Origin of the sequence: Vibrio sp. Isolate24 (assembly GCF_022398215.1) — a bacterium.
GTDB lineage: Bacteria > Pseudomonadota > Gammaproteobacteria > Enterobacterales > Vibrionaceae > Vibrio > Vibrio coralliilyticus_A.
In genome coordinates this window covers 829,427-845,657 of sequence record NZ_JAKEUU010000003.1, presented here as the reverse complement: position 1 = coordinate 845,657, position 16,231 = coordinate 829,427, and the positions used below count along the sequence as shown (strand labels likewise).

The following is a 16,231-nucleotide window of genomic DNA, read 5'->3' as shown; positions in this document are numbered from 1 at the left end:
CCTCACCTTTTCATTCAGGTGACAAAAGATAACACACATTTGATTCACACTGGCTTAAGCTAATTAAAACAAATTCGTTAATTTTTAACGCATTCCGTTTATTGATGGTAATCACATTAAATATTTACTTCTCTGTTACATTTAATCACGTATTAGTGATCAAACTAACCTTAACGTAAGGATTGATGATAATGAAGAAATACGATGAGTCGCATATCGAATATAAAGGTGAAAGCAATGGCGTTCATAGCTGGATAGCTCCACATGGTCAGCCGTACTATTGGCACCCAGATTGGCTACACATTGCCGAAGACGCAACAGGCTCACACCCCAAAAAAGATATTGATATTGAGCAAGGTGAAAAACCGACCCAAAAACACGCACTAAAAGCGATTATTTCGCATGTAAATGACTGGGCAGCGAAAAAGCTTAAATAATCGAAGCTAATAGCAAGTGCACTAAACAACAGCAGAGCCACATATCCGGACGCGGTTATGTGGCTTTCTTCTGAGTAGCGAGATGGCATTGGATATCCCTAAATTGGTATTACCACTACTACTAAAGTTGCAAAAATCTATCTAAACTCGAAATGAAACGATACTATCGCGGGTCATTTATACAGGATAGATATGAAACTTAATCCAAACAGATTAATTTCAACGCAAAAATAAGGGCTAGAAGATGGTTAACTCAAACTACAACGCGCCTCTCACACTAAAGCTGTATGCTATTGCAGCGATGGTTTTCGGCACTTATGGAGGTCGAGTCTGTCCTTTTCTTGAAACACTGACAACAAAAGAGATTTTGTTTCATGTTGGAGTCACCTTTGGCTCACTATTCTTAATCCGACATTTTTTGCTCAACAACCACTCTCTCCTTGCCGAACAACGTCAAGCAAGGCTTGATGCCACTCTATTCTTCATGGGTAGTGTTCCTCTGGCCTTGTTCTATAACACTCAATACGACTTCGCTCTCGATAGCAACCTTAAAGTCTTGTTCGGTATGACTCTCTTCGGGTTCTTTACGGGTTTACTTCTCCAACTCATTTCTAAGATCAAACAGTTCGAGCACTTGAGTCAGGAAGAACAATATCAGTTCGAACTTAGTGGTGAACGTCAATCAATGGTCAAGCAAATGATCATGATGATCTGTATGTTACTCGTGACTCTTACCACTATGTTAACGATGGTTGCGGTGAAAGATATATTCTGGTTACAACACAACCCAGAACGTGTCCTAGATGGCAGTGGCACTATCAGTATCATTAAAGAGTTTATTTACCTGTCATTGGTTCTTGGCGCGTACGTCGTCACAATTCTTGTGCTTTGGACCAAATTAATGCGCAAAGTTTTGCTCACTCAAGAATGTTCATTGCTGGAAGTTACGCAAGGCAATATTGCCAAGCGCTTGCCTATTTTTGAGCATAATGAATTAGGTTCGATGGCCTCACTCACCAATAAAATGCTCGATAGCCTGCAGGCGAGTCAGGATGAAGTAAAGACGACGCGTGATGTCGCAATTGTATCCCTCTCCGCTCTTGCCGAATCACGGGATAATGAGACAGGCGCCCATATTCTGCGTACGCAAGAATACATCCGTGCGCTGGCCAATTATTTAAGTCAGTTTGATAAGTACAAAGCACTTCTTACTCCAAACTATATAGAATTGTTGTACAAATCGGCACCGTTACACGATGTGGGTAAAGTGGGTATTCCAGACAATATTTTGCTCAAGCCTGGTAAACTCACAGATGAAGAGTTTACCATCATGAAACGTCACCCAGAAATTGGTGCAAAAGCATTGTCGATTGCAGAAAAGCACTTAGGCAGCAACTCTTTCTTACGTCTTGCTAAAGAAATCGCACTTACCCACCATGAAAAGTGGGACGGCGCAGGCTACCCTAAAGGCTTGAAAGGTGATCAAATCCCACTCTCAGGCCGTTTGATGGCACTTGCCGATGTTTATGATGCTCTCATCTCTGAGCGCGTTTACAAGAAAGCCTTCAGCCACGAAAAAGCCAAATCAATAATCCTAGAAGGAAAAGGCAGTCACTTCGATCCTGAGTTAGTTGATGCGTTTCTAACCATAGAGCAAGAATTTGTCGATATTGCAGATAAATACCGTAGTTTAGAAGCAGAAGAGAATGCGATGGCTTTGGAAGAACTTCAAGCCAGTGCGTCCGCTTAAATTTCTTCCAGCGACTTCACATTGATTCACAAAGTTCAACCACTTTTGACCTGCTTTTTATTGGCAAAATGCAGGTTAGGCAGCGAGCGCTAACAAAATGTGCTTATTTTATAATTTTCTTACTGGTTGATGTTGTCTCAGCGCGCGCAGATAAGGTATAAATAACCGAAATACTTATATCCTCCCTTCGATTAACATGGATGACAATTATGTTTGAAAAAGTAGTAGCTGCACCTGCCGATCCTATCCTTGGACTGACGGAAGAGTTTAAAAAAGACTCTCGCGCAGACAAAATTAACCTCGGCGTTGGTATCTACAAAAATGAACAAGGTGAAACACCTGTTCTAGCGACCGTAAAGAAAGCCGAAGCCGCCCTGATTGAAAGTGAAAAAACCAAATCATACCTGACCATCGAAGGGACTGCAGAGTATGGTCTAGCGGTACAAAAACTGCTATTTGGTGATGACTCGAACATTGTAACTAACAAGCTGGCAAAGACAGCACAGGCGCCGGGCGGTACAGGTGCTCTGCGTGTCGCAGGTGAATTCATCAAGCGTCAGCTTGGCAATGTAAAGATCTGGATCAGCAACCCTACTTGGGCCAACCACAACAGTGTATTCACTGCCGCTGGGATCGAAACTGCGCAATACAGCTACTACAATGCTGAGACAAAAGATAAAGATTTTGCGGCAATGCTCGCTGACCTTGAAAAAGCGTCTGAAGGTGACATCGTCCTTCTTCACGGCTGTTGCCATAACCCAACAGGTATTGATCCTACAGTTGAAGAGTGGGAAACATTAGCGAAACTGGTCGCGGACAAAAAACTTCTGCCTCTATTCGATTTTGCTTATCAAGGTTTTGCTAAAGGCGTTGAAGAAGATGCCGCTGGTTTACGTGTCTTCACTAAGTACAACAAGGAGATCTTAGTCGCGAGTTCGTTCTCAAAAAACTTTGGTCTTTACAATGAGCGTGTTGGTGCGTTTACCTTAGTTGCAGAATCAGAGCAGACGGCAAATACAGCATTCTCTCAGGTGAAAGCCATCATTCGCTCTATCTACTCTAACCCACCAGCACACGGTAGCGCAGTTGTGACGCACATTCTTAACAATGCTGAACTGCGCAATGAGTGGGAAGCGGAAGTAAAAGAAATGCGTGACCGCATTCAAGACATGCGCGAGCTGTTTGTCACTACTCTAAAAGAGCAAGGCGTTGACGCTGACTTTAGCTTCATTGAGCGTCAAAATGGTATGTTCTCCTTCTCTGGCCTTTCCAAAGATCAAGTGGCTCGCCTTAAAGATGAGTTCGGAATCTACATCGTGGGTTCAGGCCGTATCAGCGTAGCCGGTATGACTCGCTCAAATATGCTGCCACTGTGTAAAGCCATTGCAGCGGTTTTGTAAGCCTATTCTCTAATAGAAAGAGCCATCTGGCTCTTTCTATTACTACTGCCCTAAAGTAAATATCGTAGACTCACGCCACCTTCGTTAGTCGTTGTCGAGCCGTTATTGCGATGAGTATAAAAACCTCCAAGCATTAGCTTAGGTGAGATTTGATAATCGCCACGCATATTAAAGATATCTTCATCCAAGATATCACTTCGCCTTACTCCTCCAGTCACTGACAGTTCCCAAAGTTTGCTCAATTCATATTTAAGGGTTATATCGCCACCCCACATGAATTTACTGTCACTCGAGATTTTCTCATCTGTAACGTCATTCGTTTGAGTTGACCATATAAAGCCTGCTTTAGCACCTGCGACCAAGTCCCATTTATCCTCTAGCGAATACCTGAACGCTGCACCGGGCAGTAATGTGTAACGCTCAGTAGTGGTATCTTTCGGATGGATAAACCTCGCTTCATAATCCAGTGTCGCGAGAAACTGATCATCAAGAAGCATATTGCCACCGACGGCCAAAGAGGTCACATTGCTGTTGACCCCTAAATTCTCATCCAACGAGCCTGCACTCAAGTCTGCGTACAGAAAGTCATAATTAAGGTCGTGGGCCGTGTTTTGTCCAAAAGCGGATAAAGATGTAACCAAGAATATAGGAGCAAGCAGATAAGGCAGTTTTACTTCCATGAATACCTCTCTTAATACAGACAAATAAAGCCAGTCTATGGGAAAGAACGCATCCTCTATAACGAGAGATGGGCATCGTTCTGGATTAGAAAGTATAGAACAAGTTAACGCAAGTTATTGAGAGATATATAGGATTCTCTGAAGAGAATAAGGCCCGATACAGGGCCTTAAAGTGTAATGAACAGTTCGTCCTGCTGATCGCTTTCGATAGAGGTATTTGAGCGAGTTTCCAGGCTTTCAATTTGTTCTTGCTCTAGCTCATAGGGCATAACCACCTTGAGCTCTTCAATACCTTCACTGCGAGCAATCTGCATCAGTATGAGAATATTGGCCTCATCGCTACGACTTGCCGAGAGCGATTTCATCGCTTGATCCCACAAGCGGTCTTCGGCTGAGATTGCTTCTTTGATTGAACTTTTCCAGGCAAGGCTGAAAATAGGGGCAAACGTACTCATCGCTTCTAGGAAAGTCCATTTTTTGCTGCACGATGCGCCAAGAAAAGAAGTATAGTCAAAAACAACACTAGTCTTGCCCTGATGTTCCATATCAACCTCCTCTGGTAGGCAACACAGTGTTCTCAATATCCTCTATCCTTAGTCATATAGCAATAGGATATAAAACAATCGTCTTTTATACCCATTTTTTCGAGAAAAAAGCTATATCAAAACCAACCCGATAACAAAAGATGTACAAAATCGAGACATACACAATCTGTTGCGTAATATTTTAGAGACCAAATTTATCCCTACGGTTTGGATGATTATTCCTCTATCGAATATCTACGATTCGGCTCGCTTTCTTGTATTGAACTCGCCAACCGGGCCATCGCGGCAGTTCCCAACGTTTTGGGTCTCCCTTTCTCAATCCAGATTTATACACCACATACACCAGCTTCTTTTTCGGGTGATATTCAACACTTAGTTGTAAATCACCAATGAAAAGCTCAAACGGGTAAGTCGCTGCAAAATCTTCGTATTCCCAATAAGGTATTCCATCAAAAGGAAAGTCGTCAGCGCTGAACATTTCCAGCTCCGAGGCATCTGTCAGTTCTAATGCTTCAAGTTGTTCTATAAACCAAGTATCAAAAGTGAGTGGTTCATGGCATGCCTGAGAAAGCGTCTTATCTAGCGCTTGATAGAGTTTCCAATGTTCGATCTCCTGATGACGCTGTTTCGCAAAACCGGGCAGTAATTCCTCATGTTTTACCGCTTCAAGCAGCGGCTTGATCGCAAACTCTCCCTCAGCTTGCGTTTTCTTTGAAGCCACCTTACGTCCTGCGTAAATCAAATTGAGCTCGACATGAGGGATATCATCAACATTCACTACATCACCTTCCATCCACTCTCCGACTCCAAGTGCTTCAAACAGTGCAAGATTGACTGGCATAGCTACGGTTACGAGGTTTAAAGTCTGCTTAACGCCTCGCCCTGGTAGGCTGTGAGTATCCAACACCAGCGCTGCATCGACATTACTGGGTAGCCGACTCGCTCGTCCTAGTATGACTTCCATATGTCCGTTGCCCAATGCCTCTTTGCGCTTTTCCCGTCTAACGAACAAAAGCTCAGGATGCAAAGCAGCGATGGCCTCTACCAATTCATGGTGCGCATAACGAGATGCCACGCCAAGTTGCGGCAATTCGAACACCACTCGCATCTGTTCAGACAAAGCTTTGGCTTCTTTCAGAACATCCGATTCAACGTTCACTCCCGGTAGACGTTCACCTCGCAAAGTCCGAATCGCGACCTCAGCATCACAACCCAATGGCTCTTCTTTATCGAGTTGCTCTAACGCTTCTGTATTTGACGACAACCGATACAAAGCCGCGGGGGTAGCGAGAACCGACGTAAGATCCACCATGGCTTCCTGCAATTTTCGGGTTGGCATACGCGTAACCAGATCCGCATACAGAGCGTCTATAGGTAAAGGGTATATTCGTTGACCATGAGATGTAGCAAGGCCGGAATCGTCAATCGCCCCCATGTTTTTCAATATGGTCATCGCCTGCTCAAATGACTTGTCAGGCAGTGGTTCCAAGAAATTTAGATCCGCCAATGATTGACCACAACAGGCCGATGCCAGCATTGCTTCAGTCAATGTTTCACGATGAAGCTCTGGCGGTGTCACATCCGCTAAAGCGGCATGCTCACCATATAAACGAATACACACGCCATCCATAACTCGACCTGCGCGGCCACTGCGCTGCCTAGCGCTGGCTTTAGAAATATGCTTCAAGCTCAGCGTGGTCTTACCGTTTCTCTGTTCTGTACGGCGCTCTAAGCCGGAATCAATCACCGCCACGACATTAGGTATCGTCAGTGAGGTTTCCGCCACGTTAGTCGCAAGCACGATTTTCTTTAGGCTTTGTTGGTTTAAGGCAATTTCTCTTTGCTGTTCAGTAACTGAGGCATGCAGTGGAACCACAATCACATCATTTATGTGTGACAGCGCACCTTGACACTGAGCTATCTCTTTTCGTCCGGGCAAAAAAACCAGAATATCTCCATCAACATCGAGTAGAGCCTCCACCTCGGTTTTGACTTTTTGTTCCAAGTTTCGGCCATCGGGCAACTGACGAGAGTCACCCGCTCTATGGGCAACTGCAACTTCAAAATTACGTCCTTTGGCCTGCAATCTTTCAGCACCCACATAGCGGGCAAGTTTATCACCTTCGATTGTCGCTGAAGTAATAACCAAACGGTGCTGGTCGAGTTTGCTTAGCAGAGCAACCAGCAAATCGGTATCCCAACGACGCTCATGAAACTCATCAATAATAATCGTTTGATAGCCACTCAACCGATTTTCTGAATACCAACGCAGTGCAACTCCGGGGGTGACAAAGACGATTTGTGTCTCTTCATCACATCGGTTTTCAAGTTTGATTGAGTAACCAACTGATCGACCAAGTGGCTCCTTTTTTTGTTCCGCAAGAAACTGCGCTAGCGAGGTACAAGCGATACGTCTCGGTTCAATCACCAGCACTCTCCCCTTCTCTGCTGACCAAAGCGGTAATCGGGTTGATTTGCCCGAGCCAGTTTCGGCTTCTACTATCATATGGTGAGTAGAAAGCAGGTTCAGAAAGTCGGGTTTGAGAATATCTATAGGTAGGCTGGACATCGTTAGCATCGAGATCGTGGAAAAGGCGGAAAGTATATAACTAATCTGTGCCAGAATGCATGAATATTCGGTTTACAATATGGTCACTAATCCCTATCATTTTCTGGTTCCCGTTCCTTAAGACCCTACGACAAGGCAAGTGATGAATAACGATAAACGCCCTTTATATATCCCTTTCGCTGGTCCAGCGCTTCTTAGTACGCCTCTTCTCAATAAAGGCAGCGCATTCTCAGCAGAAGAAAGAGCTTCTTTCAATCTCGAAGGTTTGTTACCAGAAACAACTGAAACCATTCAGGAACAAGTGGAACGTGCTTACCAACAGTATCGCAACTTTGAAAGCGATATGGATAAACACATCTACCTACGTAACATTCAGGATACCAACGAAACTTTATTCTACCGCTTAGTGCAGAACCACGTTTCAGAAATGATGCCGATCATCTATACACCAACGGTAGGTGCGGCCTGTGAGAACTTTTCAAATATCTATCGTCGTGGTCGTGGTCTATTCGTCTCTTATGCAAACCGTGACCGCATTGATGATCTTCTTAACAACGCCTCAAACCATAACGTAAAAGTGATTGTTGTTACCGATGGTGAGCGTATTCTTGGCTTAGGTGATCAGGGCATCGGTGGTATGGGTATCCCTATCGGTAAACTTGCACTGTACACCGCCTGTGGTGGTATCAGCCCAGCTTACACACTACCTATTGTACTGGATGTTGGTACGAATAACCCTCAGCGTCTTGCTGACCCAATGTATATGGGCTGGCGTCATCCACGTATTACTGGCTCTGAATACGATGCATTCGTCGAAGAGTTTATTCAAGCGGTGCAGCGTCGCTGGCCAGATGCGCTGATTCAATTTGAAGATTTCGCACAGAAAAATGCAATGCCTTTGCTTGAACGTTACAAAGATCGCATCTGTTGTTTCAATGATGATATTCAAGGTACGGCTGCTGTCACTGTTGGCTCTCTACTGGCAGCTTGTCAGGCAGCGGGCACGCAGCTTTCTGAACAGCGCGTGACGTTCCTTGGTGCAGGCTCTGCGGGCTGTGGTATTGCAGAAGCTATCATCGCTCAAATGGTATCGGAAGGGATTTCTGACGAGCAAGCGCGTTCACAAGTTTACATGGTGGATCGTTGGGGTCTGCTACAGGAAGGCATGCCAAACCTACTTGATTTCCAACAGCGTCTGGTACAAAAGCACAGTAACACCGGCGACTGGGAAGCGGAAGGCAATGGCTACTCACTACTCGACGTTATGCGCAATGCCAAGCCTACCGTTCTGATTGGCGTTTCTGGTGCTCCAGGTTTGTTCAGTGAAGAAGTGATCAAAGAGATGCACAAACACTGTTCTCGCCCAATTGTATTCCCTCTGTCAAACCCAACCAGTCGAGTTGAAGCAACGCCTCATGACATTATTCGCTGGACTAACGGTGAGGCTCTCGTTGCCACTGGCAGCCCATTTGACCCAGTCGTACACGATGGTAAAACTTACCCAATTGCACAATGTAATAACAGCTACATCTTCCCGGGTATCGGCTTAGGCGTACTTGCTGTACAAGCAAAACGTGTTACTGACGAAATGCTCATGGAATCCAGCCGTGCTCTCGCTACGTGTTCTCCGCTGGCGATTAATGGTCAAGGTGCGCTGCTGCCTCCTCTCGAAGCTATCCACTCAGTGTCGAAGAAGATTGCTTTCGCAGTAGCAAAGAAAGCGATTGCACAGGGCGTAGCGCTTGAAATTACTGACGAGGCACTAGAAGAAGCGATTGAAAATCACTTCTGGCAACCGGTTTACCGTCGTTACAAGCGTACTTCATTCTAATTACTATATTGACTCAGCCCCTACTAATAGGGGCTTTTTTGTTTATGATGATTTTTGAATTCCTTTCCCCTGCGGGAAAATATCTCTTACCTTATCTAACTGAAATTTCAACAGCGCTGATCGCTTGTTTTCTTGTGATGGCTGGTGGCGAAGTCAACACTTTGCTCAGAAGAACGCTGCGAAACCACAACTTTGTACTCAGAACCGTCGTATTTGTCTTGATTAACGCTTTTGGTTACGGCTTAATCATTGTTAAAGCCACCCCTTACCTCGCTCGGACATTACGTGATATGGACGCTGGCATCATGTTTTCTATTGTTATTGTCAGCTTTATATTAATTGGTTCATGGGCACAACGGAATCGACAAATTTAGTGCGAAGACTCTTTCACAGACCAAAACCCTCTGATCATTATTTAGCCTACGCGCTAAAGGGGCTTCGCTGTATCCTTCTCTTGCTGATCTGTGCGGCTATCTCTCTCTTTTTGATAGACCGTTGGGTCTCCTATCAGACCAAAGATCAGCTCTATACTAGTTCAGAGCAAGTCGGTAATTTTGATGTCGCCGTCGTCTTGGGCACCAGTAAGTATCTTGGAAAAATCCTTAACGATTACTATACCAATCGCATTAGTGCAGCGATCGAGCTATACCAGAATGAGAAAGTCGATAACTTCTTGTTAAGCGGCGACAATGCCCACCGGTCTTATAATGAACCTTGGACAATGAAGCGTGATTTGCTCAAAGCGGAAGTTCCTGAGAATCATATATACCTAGATTACGCAGGCTTTCGCACTCTTGACTCTGTGGTTCGAGCAAAGGAAATTTTTGATACCGATAATTTTTTGATCATCACTCAGAAGTTTCATTGCGAGCGAGCGCTATTTATTGCCAACTTCCATAATATCAATGCCAAATGTTTTGCGGTTCCCGGCCCTTCGGCACATTCTGGTTATCAGATCCGATTACGAGAAGTGTTTGCCAGAGCCAAAGCCGTATTGGATCTTTACATCACACGAGCCAAGCCCAAATTCTTGGGGCCAAAAGAACCGATTCATCCCAGCGAAGCAGAGCCACTAAATATTGAAGACAGCGTAGTTGAAGGCACCGAATAGCCTATCGAAACGGGCTGACTTCACCCCCAACTATATCGTTTATCTTCATAAAGCCACATCAGCCAAGTAGCAATATGGTCGATAACGATTCTCTGCTACACTAACCGCTGAGTTAAACAGCTCAAATACAACATTTACCCATATAAGAGCTGTCAATATAAAATGAGTAATGTCATGTCTTTAATCGCAAAAGGTACGCTAAGTAAGATGCGTGCTTCTTTAGATGGTGAAGTACACTATCATCTTCCAGTCGGTGATGAACTCGTCGACCTTCAGCCTTTCATAGGCCAGAAAATAACTCTAAACCATACCGGTAACATCTTTTGTTGCTCTTGTGGTAAGAAAACCAAAAAAAGCTACTCACAGGGCCACTGTTTCGTGTGCATGAAAAAGCTCGCGAGCTGCGATATGTGCATTATGAAACCGGAAACGTGTCACTATGATCAAGGCACATGTCGCGAGCCGCAATGGGGCGAAGATAACTGCATGGTTGACCATTTCGTCTATCTTTCGAATACATCAAGCCTCAAAGTCGGAATTACTCGCCATACACAGATCCCGACACGTTGGATTGATCAAGGTGCCACCCAAGGCCTTCCAATATTCAAAGTGAAAACTCGCCATATCTCAGGCCTGATTGAAATTGAGTTGGCAAAACACATTGCAGATAAAACCAACTGGCGAACTTTGCTCAAAGAAAATGGCGAGCCAATGCCACTTGAAGAGAAGTTTGCAGAGCTATTGCCGTTGGTTGAGGACAAAATCGCTGAGATAAAACATCAGTTCGGTGATGATGCGATTGAGATACTCAACGCTGATATCACGTCCATCAGCTACCCAGTTCTGCAGCACCCGACAAAAATCACATCGCATAACTTTGATAAGAACCCTGAAGTGGCAGGCACTTTACAGGGTATTAAAGGTCAATATATGATTTTTGATACTGGTGTGATTAATATCCGCAAGTTCACGTCTTACGAAGTTGAAGTCAGCGTATAACACCTGGTTCATTAACTCCTATTAAAAAAGCCCTTTCATTAAAAATGAAAGGGCTTTTTGTAACAAGGCGACTTATTGGTCTAGCGGGCTAAGTATGTATTTGTAATGCTCTGCACCTTGACCAAATGACTCTATAGCACGAACTCGCACGTCATCTAACGTAATCGCTTTTGCTACCTCTCTTGATTGAGTGAAGGCTTCTTCACCAAAATCATTCACCAAAGTTAAAGCACGGAACCAAGCAACGTCTGAGGGGTAGTTAATCGTGTCTTCAAGGTACACATCCAACTGCTCCTTCGCAATCGCTAGCTCCTCTTGGGTCACAGAAGTGATCAGATTCTGAATGACCTTATCAATGGCTTGTTCTACCTTAGGTAGATCTTCTGCTGCAACTTGAGCTTCAATAGTCCAATCCGTTGCCGGCTCATTATTGTCAGTAGAAAAGTAACTGTCGGGGGCATAATCTAAGCTCAGCTCTTCACGTACGTAAGCATCTAGACGTCTGGCTAAAATACGCTGAACAACCTTATCTACCAACGTAAGTTTTGCATCTTGAGCCCTTGCGGATTGATTAATAGAGCGCAGTCTGTAACGGCTATTTTGCTCATTATTGATCGCTAGGTTAATTTTGCTATCGGGGCGAGCATTATAACGCACTTGATAAGGCGGCATCTTCGCAGCTTCCAGAGGAATTGTCGAAATATAGTTCTTCACACCATAAGCAATCTGCGATGATTCAACCCCAGCCACAATCACCAGCTTACTATTGCGAGCCTTTCTAAATAGCTCGTCATAAGCTTGTTGCACTTGATCGACCGTCACGCTTTCAAAATCATGGGCATAAGTAGGAAAATACACACTTTGAGCAGCAAAAGTATTCGTTTCAATCGCGTCATACCATTGACCGAGCGGAGATTTGAGATAAGACATGAGTTCATCCGCATACTCCTGCTTTAACACTTCGATCTGCTGTTCACTAAACTTAGGGTATGCCATCACGTTATAAAGAAGTTTGAGTACCTCATTAACTTGGTCTTTAGGAGCACTGATTTCAAAACCATGTTCAGTGCCATTAATGTAACTCTGAACATCAATATCATTTTTGCGGATATACGCTTTGAGCTGAGTACCATTAAACTGAGCAACACCACTCTTTATGAGGGTTGCCAAAAGTAATTGAGATGCTGGTACAAGATCTCGCTCCAGAACGGCTTTCCCACCCGAAGACATATAAACAATATGAGCAAAATCAGTGCCGTTATCGGGGTCAAATAGTACGTCAATACCATTATCCAAGGACCAAGTCACCTCTCCATTGCTTTGTTCTATGGCATCAGGTAAAGGCTTCTCTGACTCCACTTCAACCAATCCATTCATATCCGTACTTATGTGATTACTGGCCACACCAGGCATTCCATACATGCTTTTCCACTCAGGCAGACTTTGCTTCACTTGCTCAATCGATTCCACGGGGTCAGTACCGACGAACATATCATATGAAGAAGATAGCATATTTCGTACATGTTGATTGATGTAGTCAATATCCGCTAAACGCAGCAGTTGATCGAGACTGCGCTTGTAATCTGCTAATGACTGAGAAGGTTCTCCCTCCGCCAATTGGGTTGTTCTGTCTTCAGCGAAGTCTTCGCTTCCACGCCGAAACCACTCATCGTCCGCGTGTTCACGACTACTTTTATATTCAGCCATAACTACCTTCAATTCTTCTTGGCTAACACCATGATCCCTGAGCGACGCCAAAGTTTCAAAAAACAAAGGCTGAACGGCATTTCGATCTTGAGGGGAGAATGAGATAGACGCATCGTATACGCGCTCTTGCACACTCGCATAAATACTAGAATCCCAGCCGCGTAAAGGTAAAGCATGTTCGGTGTATACTGCATCTAATCGATGTGATATCAAGCGAGCAACAATTTTGTCTTTCCAATACTCGATAAGATCATTTCTTGTGAGAAGCAAATTTTTCCCCAGATAGAAAGTCATCCCTACCACCGATGGCTCATCAATACTAACTTGAGTAACAAAGTCACCTCTGTTGATCGCAGCTTTTGCTCGAACAGGTGGTGGTAAGTCATTCGTTGGCTGCCAGTCTGCAAACATTTTTTGGATTAACCCTTTCGCATCTTCACGCTTAATATCTCCGACAATGATTAATTCACTGGATTGTGGCTGATACCAAGTGTCATAAAACGCTTTCAGTGATTGAGAAGTTGCGCTTTGGATAGTCTCTGGTGTACCAATCGCGTCCTTTCCCTCATAAGGTGTCCCTTTCACGCTGTTTTCATACGCCTTGTCGTAGAAAGACAAATGCTCAGGCACCCCTCGGCGATATTCTGCCAGAACGACTCCTTTCTCGCGCTCAACCTCCTCAGGGGCGAATGTCACACGATTTGCAACGTCTCTTAGCCAAAGTATTGCTTTGTCGAGTTCATCTTGGTTCGGTAAACTTAGTGTGTAGACTGTTTCCTCGTACGAAGTATAAGCGTTAATATCGTGACCGCTTGCTCCCGTCTTCTCCATCAGTTCAATGACTTCATTTGGCGTAAAATTTTCACTACCATTAAATGCCATATGCTCGACAAAGTGAGCGTATCCAAGTTGGTCAGGCGTTTCTTCCAATGAGCCAACATGGACAAATAACCGAAGAGATATTGCTTCTGTATCAATTGGGTAAATATGGTATCTGAACCCGTTATCTAACTGACCTGACGTCCAGTTAGTATCTTGCTGAATAGGTATATTCGTACTTTGCTGAGCACAACCGGCTAACAGCAAGACAAACATAATTAAGACTTTCTTCATAATCGATATGCTTCTGTTTATATTCAGCCGAAATATAACTGTTAACATATCAATGTCGATAGTCTATTCAATAAGAATTAGTCCTTCACGATCAAAAAAGACCCTCAGTGAGGGCCTTATTTATAGCTTAAAAGCAGAAAAAGTCTTTCGCTATTCATTGTCCTAAGATATGTTTCAGCTCATCAAACAATACATCGACTTCTTCTAATGTGTTGTAGTGCATGAAACCAATTCGAACCACACCACCTGATTTTTCAAGATCGAGCTGACGGGCCAAGCCAAGCGCATAAAAATGTCCGTTCCAAACACAGATATTACGCTGACCCAGCTTCTGAGCAATCTCCTCAGGGGAATGGTCATCAAAGGTCAGTGCGAAAGTTGGCGTTCTCAACTCACTGTTGGCTTCATTGCGTCCCCACAACCTCACTCCTTTTAGCTCTGCTAAACGTGTAAGGAAACGTTCACTGATCGCGGACTCGTGTTGATTAAACTGTTGGAAAGAGTCGACCAAACGGCGGCGAAGATCATCACCATCCTTACCCCATTGAGCCAGATACTTGACAGCGGCAATGACCCCCGCAAGACCTTCAAAGTTCTGAGTGCCCGTCTCAAATCGACCCGGACCTGTATTGGTGGCAGGCTCGACTTTGTATGGCTGTAAAGACTGTAACCACTTAGGCGCGATATATGCAATCCCAACATGGGGGCCAAAGAATTTATACGCAGAGCAAGCCAAGAAATCACAACCTAGCTGTTGTACGTCAACCAAGTGGTGCGGAGCGTAATGTACAGCATCGACATATACCATAGCTCCCACACTGTGTGCGGCTTCAACTACACGTTTCACGTCCACAATTGAGCCTGTGGTATTAGATGCGTAAGTCAGCGCGACAAGTTTAGTCTTAGGAGTGATCAGCGATAGCAAATGCTCTAAGTCTAGTGAACAATCTTGCTCATTCACTCGAGCCTGATAGACTTTCACTTGCTTATCATCCGCCGCTTGCTGCCAACTCGACACGTTGGAGTAGTGATCGAGAGAGGTAACGATGACTTCATCTCCTGCTCGCCAACCGCGACTAATTGCCCGGCTAAGCTGGAACGTCAAAGAGGTCATGTTGGCACCAAAGACGATGTTATCGCTCGATTCTGCATTGAGTAACGCTTGTGCAGATTCTCTCGCTTGTTTCATCAAGTCAGTGGTATGGGCACTGGAAAAATAGTGACCACCAAGATTCGAATTAAAAAAGCCCAGATACGCGGTCATCGCCTCTAGCACACTATTTGGCACCTGTGATCCACCCGGGCCATCAAGAAACATCACCGGCAGGTCATTGTGACTTTGCTGTAAGGCGCGAAACTGCGCGCGTACCAAGTTAGGAGTGAAGTTCATTCACGGCTTCCTTCGCGGTTAGTACAAATACGTCCATATACCCTTCTTCACCCTCAATCACAGAGCGAATTGGCGTTGCGTTATGCCACAATTTATTGTCGGCCAACATGGCAACTTCACCGTTTTGAAGCACTTTGCGGAAAAAAGGTGCTTCGTTGAAACTGCTGTATAGCATCACATCGCCACCTTCGATGTTATGGCGACCCATTCCGACAAGCGCAATATGGTCGAAGCCATCTTGATGCACGCCTTCAGGAGCTACCTGCGTCTCATCAAAAATGGCAGAGATGCGCATTTGGTGAATTTCAATTTCCTGACCATCTATCAACTTATTAGCATCGACAAACAGCTGACAGATCTCGCGCATCCCTTCACTTTGAAGGGTCGTCGCTTCAATAGGCTCAAATTGACGCACGACATTGCCTTGAAACCGGTTGATATCATCGGTTTGCATGAACTCATTTTTCTGAAGATCAATAACCTGACCATCTTTAAACTGGATGACTGAGTAACGACGCAAACGGTATTGACCGTCTGCATGCTCGGTATTAGGTAGTTTGGTAAAAGACGGCGCCAACTGTGCAAACGCAGAGTCACTTAACTGAGTGAGCTGCAAAGTTGTTTCGCGGTTATGTAACATCATCATCTCCTTAATGAATGTTCATATGGGAATCTTTGGTTAACATCTTGTTCACAACT

13 protein-coding genes are annotated in these 16,231 nt (G+C 44.6%); 7 read left to right on the top strand and 6 right to left on the bottom strand.

Annotated features, from left to right (window positions below; translation table 11 throughout):
- Positions 1-191: 191 nt before the first annotated feature.
- The 3 genes from L1D23_RS16580 (at position 192) to L1D23_RS16570 (ending at position 3,587) form a co-directional block, all read left to right on the top strand.
- Positions 192-437: a hypothetical protein gene (locus L1D23_RS16580; RefSeq protein ID WP_239836598.1), complete on the top strand. Its 246-nt coding sequence runs from the start codon at positions 192-194 to the stop codon at positions 435-437.
- Between the two features lie 244 nt (positions 438-681).
- Positions 682-2,187, top strand: coding sequence for an HD domain-containing phosphohydrolase (locus L1D23_RS16575; RefSeq protein ID WP_239868456.1), 1,506 nt, complete (start codon positions 682-684; stop codon positions 2,185-2,187).
- Between the two features lie 209 nt (positions 2,188-2,396).
- Positions 2,397-3,587 (top strand): amino acid aminotransferase, encoded by a 1,191-nt coding sequence (locus tag L1D23_RS16570; RefSeq protein ID WP_239868454.1) that lies wholly within the window; start codon positions 2,397-2,399, stop codon positions 3,585-3,587.
- Positions 3,588-3,637: 50 nt separating this feature from the next.
- On the opposite strand, the gene L1D23_RS16565 is transcribed toward L1D23_RS16570, so the two are convergent.
- The 3 genes from L1D23_RS16565 to L1D23_RS16555 all read right to left on the bottom strand — a co-directional run bounded on the left by L1D23_RS16565 (position 3,638) and on the right by L1D23_RS16555 (position 7,381).
- Positions 3,638-4,267, bottom strand: a complete 630-nt coding sequence (locus tag L1D23_RS16565) for a transporter (RefSeq protein WP_239868452.1) — start codon at positions 4,265-4,267, stop codon at positions 3,638-3,640.
- Between the two features lie 167 nt (positions 4,268-4,434).
- Entirely contained in the window at positions 4,435-4,812 is a 378-nt protein-coding gene (locus tag L1D23_RS16560; protein ID WP_239836602.1) for a transporter, read from the bottom strand.
- A 223-nt stretch (positions 4,813-5,035) separates the two neighbouring features.
- On the bottom strand, positions 5,036-7,381 hold the full coding sequence (locus L1D23_RS16555; protein ID WP_239868575.1) for a DEAD/DEAH box helicase: 2,346 nt from the start codon (positions 7,379-7,381) through the stop codon (positions 5,036-5,038).
- Between the two features lie 142 nt (positions 7,382-7,523).
- Between L1D23_RS16555 and L1D23_RS16550 the strand changes: the two genes are divergently transcribed.
- From L1D23_RS16550 to L1D23_RS16535, 4 genes are all read left to right on the top strand, one after another.
- Positions 7,524-9,212 (top strand): NAD-dependent malic enzyme, encoded by a 1,689-nt coding sequence (locus L1D23_RS16550; RefSeq protein WP_239868450.1) that lies wholly within the window; start codon positions 7,524-7,526, stop codon positions 9,210-9,212.
- A gap of 44 nt (positions 9,213-9,256) precedes the next feature.
- Positions 9,257-9,586, top strand: coding sequence for a DUF3392 domain-containing protein (locus tag L1D23_RS16545; protein WP_239836604.1), 330 nt, complete (start codon positions 9,257-9,259; stop codon positions 9,584-9,586).
- Positions 9,586-10,323 (top strand): ElyC/SanA/YdcF family protein, encoded by a 738-nt coding sequence (locus L1D23_RS16540; protein ID WP_239868445.1) that lies wholly within the window; start codon positions 9,586-9,588, stop codon positions 10,321-10,323. The genes L1D23_RS16545 and L1D23_RS16540 overlap by 1 nt, the downstream gene beginning before the upstream one ends.
- A gap of 174 nt (positions 10,324-10,497) precedes the next feature.
- Positions 10,498-11,322, top strand: coding sequence for a DUF2797 domain-containing protein (locus L1D23_RS16535; RefSeq protein WP_239868442.1), 825 nt, complete (start codon positions 10,498-10,500; stop codon positions 11,320-11,322).
- A gap of 72 nt (positions 11,323-11,394) precedes the next feature.
- Here L1D23_RS16535 and L1D23_RS16530 read toward each other — a convergent pair whose 3' ends face one another.
- The 3 genes from L1D23_RS16530 to L1D23_RS16520 all read right to left on the bottom strand — a co-directional run bounded on the left by L1D23_RS16530 (position 11,395) and on the right by L1D23_RS16520 (position 16,172).
- Positions 11,395-14,142, bottom strand: a complete 2,748-nt coding sequence (locus tag L1D23_RS16530; RefSeq protein WP_239868438.1) for a M16 family metallopeptidase — start codon at positions 14,140-14,142, stop codon at positions 11,395-11,397.
- Between the two features lie 154 nt (positions 14,143-14,296).
- A complete protein-coding gene (locus tag L1D23_RS16525) occupies positions 14,297-15,532 on the bottom strand; it encodes a cysteine desulfurase-like protein (protein ID WP_239868435.1) in 1,236 nt (411 codons plus the stop codon).
- Positions 15,516-16,172 carry a 2OG-Fe dioxygenase family protein gene (locus L1D23_RS16520; protein ID WP_239836902.1) on the bottom strand — a complete coding sequence of 219 codons (657 nt, stop codon included), beginning with the start codon at positions 16,170-16,172 and terminating at the stop codon, positions 15,516-15,518. Before L1D23_RS16520 ends, L1D23_RS16525 begins: the two co-directional genes overlap by 17 nt.
- Positions 16,173-16,231 lie beyond the last annotated feature (59 nt).